Raw genomic sequence first — 16,408 nt, forward strand, 5'->3', positions numbered from 1 at the left:
ATGTTGGCTCCCCTGATTGATGACAAACAGAAAATCACGCTGATCGAAGACAGCGGTGTGCAGTTTCTTGATTTTGGTCTGCGCCTGCCCGCGCTACAGGCGCGGCGGCAGTTTGTGCGCCAGACCGCCAACGGCCCGCTGCTGCGCCTCAACGTTGATGGCAACAGCGGCAAGTTTCTGCTCTATCCGCAGGATGGCGGTGCCGCTGAGGTGGTGCGCCCGGAAACCGATATCGCGCTGGCCGATTCTCTGACGCTGCTGGCCGGGCAGTGGCTGCCGCTGCCGGTGCTGCGCTGTTCCAGTGGCCGTCGTTTCATCGGTGGCCCGGATAACTGGGCGCGTCTGCGCCTTGCGCCGCTCAGCCAGCCCGACGCGGCGGGAAATACCCATCGCATCACCCTCGCCTTCGATACGCGCCTGGTGGCCGACGCGGACGGCGGTGAGCAGCTGGGGTTGAGCAAAGCCGATGCGCAGAACGGCGTCAGCTTTGCGCTGGCGTGGCACAACTATGAACTGGGCGAGTTCCTCGACCTTACCTGGGTTGACGGCTGGCTGCGCGAGACGTTCAGCCAGCAGGTGTATGCGCTGGAATCACGCCGCGAGCAGGAAGTGAACCAGGCGCTGCGCGAATTTGAATATCAGGCGCACTATCTCAACGTGCTGGAACTGCTGGGCGAACAGCTCGATCTGGCAGAAATCACTATCCAGACGGCCTCACCGCAAACGCCGGCGGTCAACGTGGATATCATTCTCGACGTCGGCAACTCGCACACCTGCGGCATTCTGGTGGAAGATCACCCCGAAGAGAGCAACGGCCTGCGCCAGACTTATGAGCTGCAGCTGCGCGATCTGTCGCAGCCGCACCGGGTCTACAACGAGCTGTTCGATAGCCGACTGGAGTTTGCCGAAACGCACTTTGGCAAAGCCAACTTCTCGCTGGAGAGCGGCCGCGAAAACGCGTTTATGTGGCCCTCGCTGACCCGCGTCGGTCGCGAAGCCAGCCGCCTGGCGCTGCAGCGCGCCGGCACCGAGGGCAGCACCGGCCTCTCCAGCCCGCGCCGCTACTTATGGGACGAAGCGCGTTATCAGCCAGGCTGGCGCTTCAACGCCAGCGGCGGCAGCGACGAGCCGCAGGCCACCGCGCTGCCGTTTACCCTGTTGCTCAACGATGAGGGGCAGCCGCTGCATGCCCTGCCGGAAGATGACCGCCTGCCGGTGTTTTCTGCCAGCTACAGCCGCAGCTCGCTGATGACCTTTATGCTGTGTGAACTGCTGGCGCAGGCCATGATGCAGATGAACAGCGTGGCCCAGCGCCAGCGTATGCCGCAAAGCCAGGCGCCGCGCCAGCTGCGTCATGTGATCCTCACGCTGCCGTCGGCCATGCCGAAGCCGGAGCGGGAAATTTTCCGTCGCCGCATGCAGGAAGCCATCGCGCTGGTGTGGAAAGCCGAAGGCTGGCATCCGGCCGACGCCGCGTTTGACGCCACCAGCCAGGCACACAGCCTGCGTCCGGTACCGGATGTGCAGATGGAGTGGGATGAAGCAACCTGCGGTCAGATGGTGTGGCTATTCAACGAAACCCAGGTGAACTTTGCCGGTCGCGCGGAAGATTTCTTCAGCAGCATGGCGCGCCCGGATCGCCCGCGCGAAGCGGATGAGCTGCCGGGCAAAAGCCTGCGCATCGCCTCGATTGATATCGGCGGCGGCACCACCGACCTCGCCATCACCCAGTATCGTCTGGATGATGGTCAGGGCAACAACGTGAAAATCACCCCGCGCCTGCTGTTCCGGGAAGGGTTTAAAGTGGCCGGCGATGACATTCTGCTGGACGTGATTCAGCTGTGGGTCCTGCCCGCGCTACAGCAGAGTCTGCAAAAAGCCGGCTTGGCGCTGGCGGAACCGCTGATGAACAAGCTGTTTGGACACGACAGCCGCATGGACGGTCAGGCCACGCTGCGCCAGCAGGTCACCCTGCAGCTGTTTATTCCGCTGGCGCAGGCGGTGCTGGAGCGCTATGAAAACTGGAATCCGCTCGACAGCCACAGCGAAATTAACGCGCTGTTTGGCGAGCTGGTGCCGCAGAAGCCAGCCAGCAGCGTGCTGGCGTTTGTCAACGGAGAGATTCAGCGCACGCTCGGCGGCGATAGCCGTTTCGATCTGCTTGACGTGCCGCTGGTGGTGAGCATGGCGCAGCTGCATGCTGAGTTTCTGCAACACCGGATGGCAATCATCCCGGCGCTGCGCGCCATGTGCGAAGTGGTTTCTCTCTATCAGTGCGATGTGCTGCTGCTGACCGGTCGCCCGTCGCGCTTCCCGGGCATTCAGGCGCTGGTGCGTCATTTGCAGCCGCTGCCGGGCAGCCGCATTTTGTCGCTGGAGGGGTATCACACCAGCGACTGGTATCCGTTCAACAAACAGGGACGCATTGATAACCCGAAATCCACCGCGGCGGTCGGTGCCATGCTGTGTCTGCTGGCACTCGATCTGCGTCTCAGCAGCTTCTGGTTCCGCGCCGGCGATTTTGAACCCTACTCGACCATTCGCTATCTTGGCGTGCTGGATGAAAACGCCACGCTGAGCGATGACAATCTGTGCTACAGCGAGATTGATCTCGACAGCCACAGCTTCGCGCTGGACCGTAAAAGCAGCTTCCGCATTCGCGGTAACGTCTGCCTCGGTTTCCGCCAGCTGGAGAACGACCGCTGGCCGGCGACACCGCTCTACAGCCTGAGCATTACCGATCCGCAGCTGGCGCGCCAGGTAGCGGGCGAAAGCGTGCTGCGCATCAGGCTGGCGGTACAACCGGGCCCGGATAATCTCGGCCCGGAGCGGCTGGTGCTGAGCGAGGCGCGCATGGACGATGGCACGCGCGTGCCGCTGGAGCAACTGAGTCTGAAACTGAATACGCTGTCGGCCACCGGCAACGCCAATGCGCAATACTGGATCGACAGCGGGAGCGTGTGTAAACGATGAGAACTGCCAAAAAAGCCACGCCGGCGACGCCTGCTAAACGCCTGGGCCTGCTGCAGGAGACGGTTGACGGCGCGCTGAACTGGGTGGAGAGCCACCAGGCGCACTCGCCGCGTCTGGCGCTGGAAGCCGATACGCTGCGGCTCCAGCTGCGTCGCGCCCGCGTTGAAAGCCACGCGCTGGCACGACAGCTGGCGCGGCCGGTCACCCTGGCGCTGTTTGGTCAGTCGCAGGCGGGTAAAGCCTGGCTGCTGAGTGAAATGGTCGGCGACGCGCAGGGCCAGCTGATCGCCCGTCTCGGCGACAAAACCCTGAACTATTTTCAGCACATTAATCCCGGCAATCTCGATTTCGCCATCTCCACCCGTTTCAGCCATCAGCGTGAAGCGCAGTCTGGTGCGTGGCCGCTGGAGATGACGCTGCTGAGCGAAGCCGAGCTGATTCGTCTGATGCTGGCCTGTGCCAGCGCGGAAACCCAGCCGGACAGCGCGGCGATTGATGCCGCGCTGCAGCGCCTGCAGCGCCATCGCCAGAGCGAGATGCAGCCCGGCCTCGACAGCGACGCGCTGGTGACGCTGTGGGCGTGGCATCGCCGCCAGCCCGATCACGCCGAGGTGCTGGACCGTCATTTCTGGCCGCAGGCGATTGAGCTGGCACCGTGGCTCAACGTGGACGACCGCGTGCAGCTGTTTGCGCTGCTGTGGCCGCAGCGTCCGGCGCTGAATGAAACCCTGCGCAGCCTGCTGCATCTGCGCCATCAGCTGCGGCACGCGCCGCGCGTGCTGGCACCGCTCAGCCTGCTGGTGGATGACGCCTCACTGCCCGCTGAAAAGCTCATCGGCCATGACGCCGACCTGAACGAATTGATTGAAGTGTGTCCGGTTGTCGCCAACCGCGTGGGCAAACCGCAGTCGGTGCCGCTCGGCTGGCTGGCGCTGCTGACGCTGGAAATCACCCTGCCGCTCAGTTCGACGCCGCGTCAGGCGCTGTATGACGAAGCCGATATGCTGGAGCTGCCCGCGCCGGGCACGCCCGCCGATCGCGATCAGCAGGACGAGCGCGCAAGGTTGCAGGCGCGTGATGCGCTGCGCGCCAGTCTGCTGGAACAGAAACGTGCCCTGCTGCCGGGCTTCTATGCCGCCCGTCAGGGGATCGATTTAATGCTGATTTGTACCGCCGCCAGCCAGCGTCAGGATGCGGATCTCGCCGCCAGCACGCTGCGCGAGTGGCAACTGCAGCAGAGCGCGACGGCCAGCGCGGATAAGCCGCGCCTGATTTGGGCGATTACGCCGCACGATGCGCGCTATCAGCAGTCGCAAATCAACGTCGATGAAGCGGTACAGCGGCAGATTGGTCAGCCTGGCCAAAGCTGGGGCTCCATGCTGGCGCGCGATCGCGCCGGTGTCGACCGCATGAGCAGCTGGCTGCAGGATGAGATGCAGCCGGAGGCACGGCGCGACCGGCTGGCGCTGCAGCTCAGCACGCTGCAGCAGAAACTGGTGGAGCGTCTGCAGCCGTGGACCGAAGCCAGCGCCACGCCGGAACAGGCCGCGCGGAAACAGGCCATCGCCGATACGCTGCTGAAGTGTTTACAGCATCGCACCGGCCTGCACGGCGAGCTGCTTGAGCGTCTGCAGCCGTCGCGCGAAGCGGTGCGCCAGCTGTGGCTAAGTCAGAGCCACGGCAGCACGCCGTCCACCGGCGGCCAGCCAGCCGCGGCAGAGCAGAGCTATTTTGGTATTGGTTTTGAGTTTGACCTGTTTAACGATGAGCCGGTAACCACCGCCGAACCGCGCAGCAGCAGCGGCCAGCGCGATCAGCAGTTTCCTCAGCAGGTGTTCGCGCTGTGGCTGGCGCACCTGCGTCAGCTGCCGGAGAGCCAGAGCCTGCTGGCGCTGCTCAACGTTGATAAGCCGACGCTGGAACTGCTGGTGGAGGAGCTCATCACCGCCAGCTTCCGTCTGCAGGTGCTGAGCAAACTGCAAAGCGCGCTGAACGAAACAGAGACGCAGGCCAGTGCCCATGAAGCGCGCACCGATCGCCAGGTGTCGCGTGCCATGACGGTGCTGGGTGACTTTGTCGCCTGGCTCGGCTTCCTGCAGCGGGATGAACGTGAACGGCCGCAGAGTCGCGTCAATCGCGGCAGCCCGATTTTCACCCGCCCGCCGGCGCCCAGCGTCAGCTTTTCGTCAGGCCAGCGTCTTACGCGGCTGTCTGCCGCGCCGGCTAACCACACCGCCTATTACATTTATGACTGGCTGGTGGGGTTAAATTCGCTGATCGTCGAAAATAACGGCTACACCGGCGGCGGCGATTTGCCGGCCAGCGCACGCCAGACGCTGGCGATTATGCTGCTGCCGCTGCACGCGTAGTCAGTGAGTAATCAGGCGCAGCTCGCCCGCCAGCTGCTGCGCCGCCTCTTCCAGCAGCGCCAGCACCGGGGCAAACTCCGCGCTGGTGCTGACCTCGGCGACATGCTCCAGATGCAGCGTTGCCGGCAGCGCCATACCGCCGGTCAGCCAGTCCCACAGCGCATCCAGATTGTAACCAAAGCGTTCACCGCAGCCGCTCTGATCGACCAGCGCCTGATAAAAGGCCTGGCGCGTATCCAGCGTGCGAAAATCAAAATGGAGTGTCAGCATAGTCAGGGTAACGGCGTGAAGCTGCGATAGTGATCGGTAGTGAGAAAGATCAGCCCATCAGAAGAGTAAAGCAGACGATCGGCATCGCGGTGGCCGCAGTCGTAATTGACGTCCGCTTCATACCACTGACGCCCTGCCTGCATCGGCAGCCGCCGTTCGCGGTTACTGAAGCGATCGCCGCCAATCGCCCGCCCCGGCAACACCTCACACAGGTTACCTTGAGCCGGATTCCAGCCCTGACGACGTGCCGCGCTTTTGGTGAGATAAAAATCAGGCAAACGGTGATGCTGCTGCAGCCAGCGCGCCACGCGATTGGCATCGGTCAGTTGCGCAATATCCGTCTGTTTTCCTGGCGCAGTACCGCTCAGATGGGGCTTCAGCCCGATCCAGCAAACCACCAGCGCAAACAGTAATCCAATCCAGAGTTTTTTCGACATAGTGACATCCTGAAAGGCAGGACGCCGATAATAGCAGGTTTCAGGCGGGGAAAAACGCGGGCCAGCATAGCTGGCCCTGGCGGAGGTTTACTGCTGCATCGCGCTCGGGGTGTGCGCGGCGTGACGACGCCATGCGCCCGGTGCCACGCCATACTGGCGCTTGAAGCTGCGGTTAAACGACTGCTGTGAATCGAAGCCCAGCGAAATGGCCACGTTGAGGATCGGTTCGTTGGTGGTTGTCAGGCGGTCGGCCGATTTTTTCAGCTTCTTAGCCCGGATGTACTCACCTAGCGGATAGCCGGTGTGCTCTTTGAACATGCGCTGCAGGTGCCACTTCGAATAGCCGGCGCGCCCCGCTACGGTGTCCAGATCCAGACGTGCTTCAATGTTGTTATCAATCCAGTCGATCAGATCGTGAATAAAAGCGTCGCTCATCATCCCATTCTCTCCCGTCGCCATGGCGAATAGTATCAGTATCAGTTGCAATTACACTTTAAGGGTGACTGACTATCGCACTTAATGCAAGTTTTATTATTGCATTAAATGCCGCACTCGCCGTAGGGGCTTTCGCTACCTGTTACGAATTGATCAAAACCGCACATAAAGTGTATCAGATATTCTTGCAGATGCAGTTCGCCCAAGCCTACACTCCTGTGGTTTTAATGCAATCTTAAAAGTTGCAGATTTTTCGTACGTCTCCTTTCTTTTTCACCAACGCGGAATAACAACAATGCATCTGCAAACATATGGGGTTCGTCGGGCCGTAAGCCTGTCAGGAGTGATGTTGCTGGGAAGCCTGCTGGCCGGTTGTGATCGCGGTGTGGCGCAAAACGCGCCGCCGCCTCCGCCCGAAGTGAGTGTCGCGCAGGTGGTGCAACAAAAAGTCAGCCAGTGGGATAGCTTCAATGGCCGCATTGAAGCGGTGCAGAGCGTGCAGCTGCGTCCGCGCGTCTCGGGCTACATCGATCAGGTTAACTATCGCGAAGGCGATGAGGTGAAGAAAGGTCAGGTGCTGTTTACCATTGATGACCGCACCTACCGCGCCACGCTGGAGCAGGCGCAGGCCGAACTGGCCAGCGCACGTAGCCAGGCGGCGCTGGCCCGCAGCGAGTCGGCCCGTACCGACAAGCTGATCGGCACCCAGGTGGTATCGCGCGAAGAGTGGGAACAGCGTCGTTCGACCGCCAGTCAGGCGCAGGCCAGCGTGCTGGCCGCCCAGGCGGCAGTCGATATGGCGCAGCTGAACCTCGACTTTACCCGCGTCACCGCGCCGATTGATGGTCGCGCCAGCCGGGCGATGATCACCACCGGTAACCTGGTGACCGCCGGCGACAGCGCCAGCGTTCTCACCACGCTGGTTTCACAGGACCGCATGTACGTCTACTTTGACGTCGACGAAGCGATCTATCTGCAGTACCAGGCGATGGCGCGTCAGGGCCAGAACCGCGGTTCGCTGCCGGTAGAGATTGCGCTGACCGGCGAACAGGGTTATCCGCACCGCGGCACCGTCGATTTTCTCGATAACCAGCTGACCGCCAGCACCGGCACCATTCGCATGCGCGCCACGCTCGACAATCAGCAGCGTCAGTTTACCCCAGGCCTGTTTGCCCGCGTGCGGCTGCCGGGCAGCGCAGAATTTAACGCGCTGCTGGTCGACGACCGCGCGGTACTGACCGACCAGGATCGTAAATACGTTTACGTGGTTGATGCGCAGGGCAAAGCCGAACGCCGCGATGTTCAGCTGGGCGATCTGGCTAACGGCCTGCGTATTGTGCAGCAGGGTCTGAAGCCAGGCGACAAGGTAATTGTCAACGGTCTGCAGAAAGTGTTCATGCCCGGTATGCCGGTAAAAGCGCAGCCGGTGGCCATGCGCTCCGCTCAATAATAATCGAGACTGCCCGTTATGGATTTCTCCCGCTTTTTTATCGACCGACCGATTTTCGCCGCGGTACTGTCGATTTTGATATTTACCACCGGACTGATCGCCATTCCGCTGTTGCCGATCAGTGAATACCCCAACGTGGTACCACCCAGCGTGCAGGTGCGCGCAGAATATCCCGGTGCCAACCCCAAAGTGATTGCTGATTCGGTGGCAACGCCGCTGGAAGAAGCGATCAACGGGGTGGAAAACATGATGTACATGAAGTCGGTGGCCGGCTCAGATGGCGTGCTGGTTACCACCGTGACCTTCCGCCCGGGGACCGATCCCGACCAGGCGCAGGTCCAGGTGCAAAACCGCGTGGCGCAGGCTGAAGCGCGTCTGCCAGAAGAGGTGCGTCAGCTCGGCCTGACCACCCAGAAGCAGTCACCTACCCTGACGCTGGTGGTGCATCTGTTCTCGCCCCACGGCAAGTACGATTCGCTCTATCTGCGTAACTACGCCACGCTGAAGGTGAAAGATGAGCTGGCGCGCCTGCCGGGCGTCGGCCAGATTCAGATCTTCGGTGCCGGTGACTACGCGATGCGCGTCTGGCTCGACCCGAATAAAGTGGCGGCGCGCGGCATGACCGCCGGCGACGTGGTCAGCGCCATGCAGGAGCAGAACGTGCAGGTTTCTGCCGGGCAGCTGGGCGCAGAGCCGACGAAGAAAGAGAGCGATTTCCTGCTGTCGATCAACACCCAGGGGCGGCTGGAAGATGAGGCGCAGTTTGGCAACATCATCCTGAAAACCGCCGATGACGGCACGCTGGTGCGCCTGCGTGACGTGGCGCGCATCGAGATGGGCTCCGGCAGTTATGCCCTGCGTTCGCAGCTGAACAACAAGGATGCGGTTGGTATCGGTATCTTCCAGTCGCCGGGCGCAAACGCCATCGACCTGTCGAATGCGGTACGCGCCAAAATGGCCGAGCTGGCAACGCGCTTCCCGGATGACGTGCAGTGGGCCGCGCCGTACGACCCAACGGTGTTTGTGCGTGACTCAATCCGCGCCGTGGTTCAGACGCTGTTCGAAGCCATCGTGCTGGTGGTGCTGGTGGTGATTCTGTTCCTGCAGACGTGGCGCGCCTCGATCATCCCGCTGCTGGCCGTGCCGGTGTCGGTGGTCGGTACCTTCAGCGTGCTCTATCTGCTGGGCTTTTCGCTCAATACCCTGAGCCTGTTCGGGCTGGTGCTGGCAATTGGTATCGTGGTCGATGACGCCATCGTGGTGGTGGAGAACGTCGAGCGTAACATTGAGCAGGGCTTAACACCGGTGGCGGCAGCTCACCAGGCGATGCGCGAGGTCTCCGGGCCGATTATCGCCATCGCGCTGGTGCTGTGTGCAGTATTTGTGCCGATGGCCTTCCTCTCGGGCGTAACCGGTCAGTTCTATAAACAGTTTGCCGTGACCATTGCCATTTCGACGGTGATTTCGGCGATTAACTCGCTGACGCTCTCTCCGGCGCTGGCGGCGAAACTGCTGAAGGCGCACGGTGCGCCGAAGGACCTGCCGACGCGCCTGATCGATCGCCTGCTGGGCTGGGTGTTCCGGCCGTTTAACCGCTTCTTCCAGCGCAGCTCGGACGGCTATGAATCGATGGTCGGCAAAACCCTGCGCCGGCGCGGCGCTGTGTTTGGCGTGTACGTGCTGCTGCTGGCCGGTGCCGGCTTCATGTTCCACACCGTGCCAGGCGGCTTTATTCCGACGCAGGATAAGCTGTACCTGATTGGTGGCGTGAAGATGCCGGAAGGCTCATCGCTGGCGCGTACCGATGAAGTGATTCGCAAGATGAGCGAAATCGGCATGAACACCGAAGGCGTGGCCTACTCCGTCGCCTTCCCCGGCCTGAATGCGCTGCAGTTCACCAATACGCCGAATACCGGCACGGTGTTCTTCGGTCTGAAGCCGTTCAGCGAGCGCAGCCGCACTGCGGCGGAAATTAATGCTGAGATCAACGCGAAAATTTCCAAAATCCAGCAGGGCTTCGGTTTCTCCATCATGCCACCGCCGATCCTCGGTCTGGGCCAGGGATCGGGCTATTCGCTGTATGTGCAGGACCGTGCGGGCCTGGGCTATGGTGCGCTGCAAACCGCGATTAATACCCTGTCCGGTGCGGTGATGCAGACGCCTGGCATGATGTTCCCGATCTCCTCCTATCAGGCCAACGTGCCGCAGCTGGATGTGCAGGTCGATCGCGACAAAGCCAAAGCACAGGGGGTATCGCTGACCGATCTGTTCACGACGCTGCAGGTGTATCTGGGTTCCTCTTACGTCAACGACTTCAATAAGTTTGGTCGTACCTGGCGCGTGATGGCGCAGGCCGACGGGGATTTCCGCGACAGCGTGCAGGATATCGCAAACCTGCGCACCCGTAACGATCGCGGTGAGATGGTGCCGATTGGCAGCATGGTGAACATCACCACCACCTACGGTCCGGACCCGGTGATTCGCTATAACGGCTATCCGGCGGCCGACCTGATTGGCGATGCCGATCCGCGCGTGCTCTCTTCTGCGCAGGCGATGGAGAAACTCGAGGCGATGTCCAGCCAGGTGCTGCCGAACGGCATGAATATCGAATGGACCGATCTGAGTTATCAGCAGGCAACCCAGGGCAACACCGCGTTTATCGTGTTCCCGGTGGCGGTGCTGCTGGCGTTCCTGGTACTGGCGGCGCTGTATGAGAGCTGGACGCTGCCGCTGGCGGTGATCCTGATCGTACCGGTGACGATGCTCTCCGCACTGGTCGGCGTGTGGCTGACCGGCGGCGATAACAACGTGTTTGTCCAGGTCGGTCTGGTGGTGCTGATGGGGCTGGCATGTAAGAACGCCATCCTGATCGTCGAGTTCGCCCGCGAACTGGAGATGCAGGGCAAAGGGATTGTGGAGTCGGCGCTGGAAGCCTGTCGCCTGCGTCTGCGCCCTATCGTTATGACCTCCATCGCCTTTATCGCCGGCACCGTGCCGCTGATTCTGGGCGAAGGTGCGGGCGCCGAAGTGCGTGGCGTCACCGGCATTACCGTGTTCTCGGGCATGCTGGGGGTTACGCTGTTTGGCCTGTTCCTGACGCCGGTGTTCTACGTGACGCTGCGTAAGCTGGTGACGCGCAAACAGCAACCGGCGGTGGAAACGCAGACGGTGTAAACGCTAAGGAGTAAAACCCATCCGGGCCATCGTGCCCGGATTTTTTTTTGCCTGTCGCAGCATGACGATGTTACACAGCAACAGTGCGCCTCTGCGCCAGAGCACAGCAGCGGGATTTCACAGGATTTACAGGGGTAGATTGCGCGTACAGAAGCGGAATGGAAAGGTGCGCATCAGCGATGCGCACGCGAGGTTAGCGGTCTTTTTTGCAGAGTTCGGCGATTTCGAGGTCAGGCAGCGGTTCGCAGTTGCTGGTATCGTGCTTTTTCAGCTCGTTAAGGGCATCGGCGACGGTGCGGGTTTCCAGCACTTTAAGCGACGCCTCTTCCGCTTGCTCCGCGATCGATTTGAAGTACCAGCACAGGTTGGCGCTGACCAGGCAGCGCGGTGCGACATCGGGGCGCGACGCCCACAGTTTTTTGTCTTCAATCACTGAGGTGTAGATATCGCGCAGCGTGATCTCAGCGGCCGGACGACCCAGATGGATCGAGCCGGTACGGCCAAGCGTCGAGACAATGATGCCATCGCGCGTTAACGGAACCATGAGTTTCCGAATGAAACTGGGGTTCGCTTCAAGACCGTACGCCAGAATGGCACTGGTCGAGCGTTTACCCAATTGCTCCGCCATCGCTACGCTCAAAACCATCTGCAAAGCTGTCGGGAAGCGGTAATCTAGCATTTCTGTTTCCTGAGTTGCGGCCTATCTTCTTGTTTTCATACCGCGGCAGTGAATAATCAATGAGCAATAAATATAACAAACACTGTTGCTTTTTAGAATACCGAAAATGCTTTCCGCCCGTGACTAACCTGCGCTATTACCCGCCTTAATATCTACTTAAACTATTGAATTTAGATAAAAATATTCCAACAGGGCATGCCACTGAGCGCTTTAGCACTCTGAGCCTTGCGCAACAATATGCGCGATGTGTCACTTTTTTGCCCCCACCGCTGTAGCTGCGGGCTGGCAAAGGATGTTGTGACAAAGGGACGATTATTTCTGCACGGGTGTCGCGCCGTGTGCGCAACCGACCTTCAGACAAGCCATTGTTTCTGTGGGAAACAAAAACACCCCGGCGAAGGGGTCTGCGTCAGGGTCGATAAACCGGCTTCTGAAAGGAATAATATTGATCCGGGTCATGATTCCCTTGCTATTTTTTGCACAAAATGCGCGCCGTTACTATTTTCGAGGCGCGAAATAATGTCTGTATTATCCCCGGTCGTCGGCGCATTATTGCTGACCGTTCTCCCGCTGACGGTGGGCATCATCACGGCGGCAACCAGCTGCCTGAATGCGCCAACCTTATGGCAATGCGTACGGATGGCACCGCTGCCTTTCGTTGTCTCGGCTGGCTGCACTCTGCTGTTAAGCGCGTTGTGTTGCCTGCTGCAATATCTGACGGATCGCCACTAAAGCGCAGCAGCGGCCATCTCTGACCGTTAGCCGTCAGTGGCGATTTCAACCTGCGGATTCCGGAGCGCCTGCCGGCAATTTCCGCTTCAGCACCACCACCAAAAGCACGTTGATCAGCGCCAGCGCACATAACAGCCACAGCGTACCCTGCGCGCCGGAATGCTGGAAAATATAGCCGCCAATCAGCGGTGTGAGCGCCTGACCAATCAGCGCCGGTCGCGCCATGCGGCCAACCACAATGGCGTACTCTTCCGGTTTTACCATCGCCAGCGGCAGCGTACCGCGCACGATAGCCCGCAAGCCATTTCCTGCACCGTACAGCACCATACTCACCAGCGCCCACGCGGGATAACAGGCCAGCAGCAGTAATCCCAGCGCCACCAGCCCGACTGAGAAGAAAGTAGTCCAGATGGGATGGCCGCGCTTAAACGCCATATCGACAATGCGCGACGCCACCTGGCACGGCCCCAGCAGCGTGCTGATCGCCAGCGCGGCGCTCAGCGAATGCCCGCTCGCCTGCAGCAGGGTAATCAGCTGCACCGATATCGCCGTCATGATCACCGACGCGAGGGTAAAGATGCTGCACAGCAGCCAGAACAGCGTGGGGGCCAGCGAATTCTGTGCGGTATGCTGTTGCCTGGTTTTTGGCATCGATGGCGTGCGCGGCGCCGGCAGCGCATACAGGTAAGCCGGCAGCACCGCCAGACACAGCAGCGCGGCAATAGCCAGACAAGCGCCGCGCCACTCCAGCCAGTGGATCAGCAGCGCGATGCCGGGCCACACCAGCGAGGTGCAGAATCCTGAAATCAGCGTAATACCGGTAATCGCGCCACGCGCCTGGCCGCCATATAAGGTGCCCAGCGTGGCGAACAGCGCGTCATACAGGCCCATCGCCATACCCGCGCCGATAATCAGCCAGGCAAACAGAAACAGCGGCAAACTGTGGCTCAGCGCCATGATCACCAGCCCGAGCGCCATCACCGCCCCGCTCGCCGCCAGCAGCCGGCGACCCTGTGCGCGGGCAATCAGCCGGCCGCACAGCGGTGCCAGCAGGCCGGAGATCAGAATGCCGAGCGAAAGTGCGCCATATACCCACTGCTGCGACCAGCCGGTTTCCGCGATGATCGGGTTAGCCATCACGGCCATCAGATAAAACGATCCGCCCCATGACAGGATCTGCACGGCGCCGAGCGTGACGATAGCGGGCGCGCCCGGTTTTGGCTGATACTCCACAGCTAATATCCGTTAACAGGTAAATCACGGTTATAACATGTTCATCCGGCAGGAAAAATGCCCGCGCGCCCTGTTGAGCCGAATTCCACGCCGGGGTTTCAGCGATTGGATGGATAAACCTTATTTCAGTATGTCGTAACTAGTATGCCTGCTTGCTCGCCGCGTCATTCAGTGCGACCCTTTGGTATGTTGTAACTATGGAGAACCGCGATGGCTCGCTATGATTTGGTGGCTGATTTACATGAATGCGTCAATACACTGGAGCGCGAACTCACTGCACTGCGCGCGTCGGTTGAACAGCAGCCGCTGTTGCTGGCGCGCGTATTCAGCCTGCCGGAGATCGAGAAAGGCAAAGAGCATGATGAAATCAACCGCATCGCGGTGACCCAGCATCTCGGTAAACGCGCGCGCGAAATGGCCCTCGCCCACTATTGTCGCCTGTTTATGCAGCATCAGTCGGAAAAACTCAGCACCAAAGCGGCGGTGCGTCTGCCTGGCGCCCTCTGCATTGAGGCGGATGAGGCGGCCAGCCTGCGACTGGAGCAACAGGTCACGACCATCAACACCCTTAAACAGCGGCTGGAGCAATTGATTACCGTCGACTCCGGCCTGCCGAGCGAGGCGCGTTTTGAGTTTGTGCACCAGCATCTGCGTGGCCTGATCACCCTCAACGCCTACCGCAGCGTCACGCTACTGCAGGCGCCGGATACGCTGCGTTTTGGCTGGGCGAATAAAAACATCATCAAGAAGGTGACGCGCGAGGCCATCGTCGAGCAGCTGGAGCGCAGCCTGAAGGCGAACCGCGCGCAGGCGCCGTGGACGCGCGAACAGTGGGCAGAGAAAGTGCAGCAGGAGCTGGAGCGGGTGCGGTCATTGCCGGACGGCGCGCAGCTGAAGATCAAGCGACCGGTCAAAGTGCAACCTATCGCGCGGCTGTGGCGCGCCAGCGAGAAAAAACAGCTGCAGCTGGCCTGCCCTTCGCCGCTGCTGGTGTTGTGCCGCGATCGAACGCAGGTGCCGACGCTGGGTGAACTGCTGGATTACGATGCTGAAAACATCGCGCACCGTTACAAGCCGCTGGCGCAGCCGCTGCATCTGATCATCCCGCGGCTGCATTTATGGAGTGACCGTCTGTAAGGCAAAAAAACAGCGCGACAGGTCGCGCTGTAGTGTCCGGCAGTAAAGCTATTGCTTCATGCTGCCAACCATCTCTTCTGGCCGCACCCATTCGTCAAACTGCGCTTCGGTCAGGTAGCCGAGCTGCAGCGCCGAGGCTTTCAGCGTCAGCCCCTGTTTGTGCGCCTGCTTGGCAATTTCCGCCGCTTTGTCATAGCCGATATGAGTATTCAGCGCGGTAACCAGCATCAGCGACTCGTTGAGCAGTTGATCGATGCGCTCGCGGTTGGGCTCAATGCCCACCGCGCAATGGTGATTGAAGCTGTCCATGCCGTCGGCCAGCAACCGTACCGACTGCAGGAAGTTGTGGATCACCATTGGCCGGTAGACGTTGAGTTCGAAGTTACCGGATGCACCGCCCATGTTCACCGCCACGTCATTGCCCATCACCTGGCAGCACAGCATGGTCAGCGCTTCACACTGCGTTGGGTTGACTTTGCCTGGCATGATCGAGCTACCGGGCTCATTTTCCGGAATGCTGATTTCACCGATGCCGCAGCGCGGACCGGATGACAGCCAGCGCACGTCGTTAGCGATTTTCATCAGCGAGGCGGCCAGGCCTTTCAGCGCGCCGTGCGCATGCACCAGCGCATCGCAGGTCGCCAGCGCTTCAAACTTGTTGGGCGCAGTGACAAAGGGTTGCTGCGTCAGGTCGGCCAGTGCTTTCGCCACGCGCACCGCATATTCCGGATGGGTATTCAGGCCGGTACCGACCGCGGTACCGCCCAGCGCCAGCTCGGCGACGTGCGGAATACTGTGTTCAATGTGCTTCAGATTGTGCTCCAGCATGGCAACCCAGCCAGAAATCTCCTGGCCGAGCGTCAGCGGTGTGGCATCCTGCAGGTGGGTACGACCAATTTTAACGATGTCTTTAAACGCGGCGGACTTCTCGCTCAGGGTATTTTTCAGCACTTCAATTTGCGGAATCAGCTGTTCGCGCAGCGCAATCACCGCAGCAACGTGCATCGCCGTCGGGAACACATCGTTGGAGCTCTGGCTCTTGTTAACATCATCATTCGGATGCACTTTGCGCGACATGCCGCGCTCGCCGCCCAGCAGTTCGCTGGCGCGGTTAGCCAGCACTTCATTCATGTTCATGTTGGTCTGGGTGCCGGAGCCGGTCTGCCAGATGGCCAGCGGGAACTCGTCGCTGTGCTGGTCGGCCAGCACCTCATCAGCGGCGTCGATAATCGCCCCGGCCCGTTCAGCCGGCAGCAGCCCCAGATCGCGGTTAACCTGGGCGGCGGCGCGCTTGGTCAGCGCCAGCGCGTGCACCAGCGCCACGGGCATCTTCTCGGTGGAGATACGGAAGTGCTCCAGCGAACGCTGCGTTTGTGCGCCCCACAACTTATCTGCCGGAACTTCGATCGGACCCATTGAATCTTTTTCAATGCGGTTGGCTGCCATGACTACGTCTCCTTAGCTCAGATTTTGAGGTTTCCGCCTAAGTCGTCTTCCCGCGACGCCTTAGAGCGAGCAA

12 protein-coding genes are annotated in these 16,408 nt (G+C 60.7%); 6 read left to right on the plus strand and 6 right to left on the minus strand.

Going from position 1 to position 16,408, the window contains the following annotated elements; genetic code table 11:
• Nucleotides 1-2,973 (plus strand): virulence factor SrfB, encoded by a 2,973-nt coding sequence (locus AC6I7J_RS10635; RefSeq protein WP_346818257.1) that lies wholly within the window; start codon nt 1-3, stop codon nt 2,971-2,973.
• A complete protein-coding gene (locus tag AC6I7J_RS10640; RefSeq protein ID WP_498005632.1) occupies nt 2,970-5,342 on the plus strand; it encodes a virulence factor SrfC family protein in 2,373 nt (790 codons plus the stop codon). Before AC6I7J_RS10635 ends, AC6I7J_RS10640 begins: the two co-directional genes overlap by 4 nt.
• Here AC6I7J_RS10640 and AC6I7J_RS10645 read toward each other — a convergent pair whose 3' ends face one another.
• The 3 genes from AC6I7J_RS10645 to AC6I7J_RS10655 form a co-directional block, all read right to left on the minus strand.
• Complete coding sequence (locus AC6I7J_RS10645; protein ID WP_215480268.1) at nt 5,343-5,612, minus strand: barstar family protein; 270 nt, start codon at nt 5,610-5,612, stop codon at nt 5,343-5,345.
• 2 nt (nt 5,613-5,614) lie between these two features.
• Nucleotides 5,615-6,049, minus strand: coding sequence for a ribonuclease domain-containing protein (locus tag AC6I7J_RS10650; protein ID WP_215480267.1), 435 nt, complete (start codon nt 6,047-6,049; stop codon nt 5,615-5,617).
• Nucleotides 6,050-6,136: 87 nt separating this feature from the next.
• A complete protein-coding gene (locus AC6I7J_RS10655) occupies nt 6,137-6,487 on the minus strand; it encodes a helix-turn-helix domain-containing protein (protein ID WP_021506154.1) in 351 nt (116 codons plus the stop codon).
• Between the two features lie 292 nt (nt 6,488-6,779).
• Here AC6I7J_RS10655 and AC6I7J_RS10660 point away from each other — a divergent pair, with 292 nt between their 5' ends.
• Together AC6I7J_RS10660 and oqxB are read left to right on the plus strand one after the other, a co-directional pair.
• On the plus strand, nt 6,780-7,934 hold the full coding sequence (locus tag AC6I7J_RS10660) for an efflux RND transporter periplasmic adaptor subunit (RefSeq protein WP_031279145.1): 1,155 nt from the start codon (nt 6,780-6,782) through the stop codon (nt 7,932-7,934).
• A gap of 18 nt (nt 7,935-7,952) precedes the next feature.
• On the plus strand, nt 7,953-11,108 hold the full coding sequence (oqxB, locus tag AC6I7J_RS10665; protein WP_058758475.1) for a multidrug efflux RND transporter permease subunit OqxB: 3,156 nt from the start codon (nt 7,953-7,955) through the stop codon (nt 11,106-11,108).
• A 193-nt stretch (nt 11,109-11,301) separates the two neighbouring features.
• Here oqxB and AC6I7J_RS10670 read toward each other — a convergent pair whose 3' ends face one another.
• Nucleotides 11,302-11,787: an RrF2 family transcriptional regulator gene (locus tag AC6I7J_RS10670; RefSeq protein WP_031279147.1), complete on the minus strand. Its 486-nt coding sequence runs from the start codon at nt 11,785-11,787 to the stop codon at nt 11,302-11,304.
• 519 nt (nt 11,788-12,306) lie between these two features.
• Between AC6I7J_RS10670 and AC6I7J_RS10675 the strand changes: the two genes are divergently transcribed.
• On the plus strand, nt 12,307-12,519 hold the full coding sequence (locus AC6I7J_RS10675; RefSeq protein WP_088515833.1) for a hypothetical protein: 213 nt from the start codon (nt 12,307-12,309) through the stop codon (nt 12,517-12,519).
• Between the two features lie 45 nt (nt 12,520-12,564).
• On the opposite strand, the gene AC6I7J_RS10680 is transcribed toward AC6I7J_RS10675, so the two are convergent.
• On the minus strand, nt 12,565-13,752 hold the full coding sequence (locus tag AC6I7J_RS10680) for an MFS transporter (protein WP_498005635.1): 1,188 nt from the start codon (nt 13,750-13,752) through the stop codon (nt 12,565-12,567).
• A 210-nt stretch (nt 13,753-13,962) separates the two neighbouring features.
• Here AC6I7J_RS10680 and tus point away from each other — a divergent pair, with 210 nt between their 5' ends.
• Complete coding sequence (tus, locus tag AC6I7J_RS10685) at nt 13,963-14,889, plus strand: DNA replication terminus site-binding protein (protein WP_498005637.1); 927 nt, start codon at nt 13,963-13,965, stop codon at nt 14,887-14,889.
• 48 nt (nt 14,890-14,937) lie between these two features.
• On the opposite strand, the gene fumC is transcribed toward tus, so the two are convergent.
• A complete protein-coding gene (gene fumC / locus AC6I7J_RS10690; RefSeq protein WP_021506162.1) occupies nt 14,938-16,335 on the minus strand; it encodes a class II fumarate hydratase in 1,398 nt (465 codons plus the stop codon).
• Nucleotides 16,336-16,408 lie beyond the last annotated feature (73 nt).

It is taken from the genome of Type-C symbiont of Plautia stali (genome assembly GCF_059730935.1).

What these genes read in the sequence shown, in the direction of transcription:
- AC6I7J_RS10670 (WP_031279147.1), bottom strand. Translation starts at nt 11,787, where the DNA reads ATGCTAGATTACCGCTTCCCGACAGCTTTGCAGATGGTTTTGAGCGTA.
- AC6I7J_RS10640 (WP_498005632.1), top strand. Translation starts at nt 2,970, where the DNA reads ATGAGAACTGCCAAAAAAGCCACGCCGGCGACGCCTGCTAAACGCCTG.
- tus (WP_498005637.1), top strand. Translation starts at nt 13,963, where the DNA reads ATGGCTCGCTATGATTTGGTGGCTGATTTACATGAATGCGTCAATACA.
- fumC (WP_021506162.1), bottom strand. Translation starts at nt 16,335, where the DNA reads ATGGCAGCCAACCGCATTGAAAAAGATTCAATGGGTCCGATCGAAGTT.
- AC6I7J_RS10650 (WP_215480267.1), bottom strand. Translation starts at nt 6,049, where the DNA reads ATGTCGAAAAAACTCTGGATTGGATTACTGTTTGCGCTGGTGGTTTGC.
- AC6I7J_RS10660 (WP_031279145.1), top strand. Translation starts at nt 6,780, where the DNA reads ATGCATCTGCAAACATATGGGGTTCGTCGGGCCGTAAGCCTGTCAGGA.
- AC6I7J_RS10655 (WP_021506154.1), bottom strand. Translation starts at nt 6,487, where the DNA reads ATGATGAGCGACGCTTTTATTCACGATCTGATCGACTGGATTGATAAC.
- oqxB (WP_058758475.1), top strand. Translation starts at nt 7,953, where the DNA reads ATGGATTTCTCCCGCTTTTTTATCGACCGACCGATTTTCGCCGCGGTA.
- AC6I7J_RS10645 (WP_215480268.1), bottom strand. Translation starts at nt 5,612, where the DNA reads ATGCTGACACTCCATTTTGATTTTCGCACGCTGGATACGCGCCAGGCC.
- AC6I7J_RS10635 (WP_346818257.1), top strand. Translation starts at nt 1, where the DNA reads ATGTTGGCTCCCCTGATTGATGACAAACAGAAAATCACGCTGATCGAA.
- AC6I7J_RS10675 (WP_088515833.1), top strand. Translation starts at nt 12,307, where the DNA reads ATGTCTGTATTATCCCCGGTCGTCGGCGCATTATTGCTGACCGTTCTC.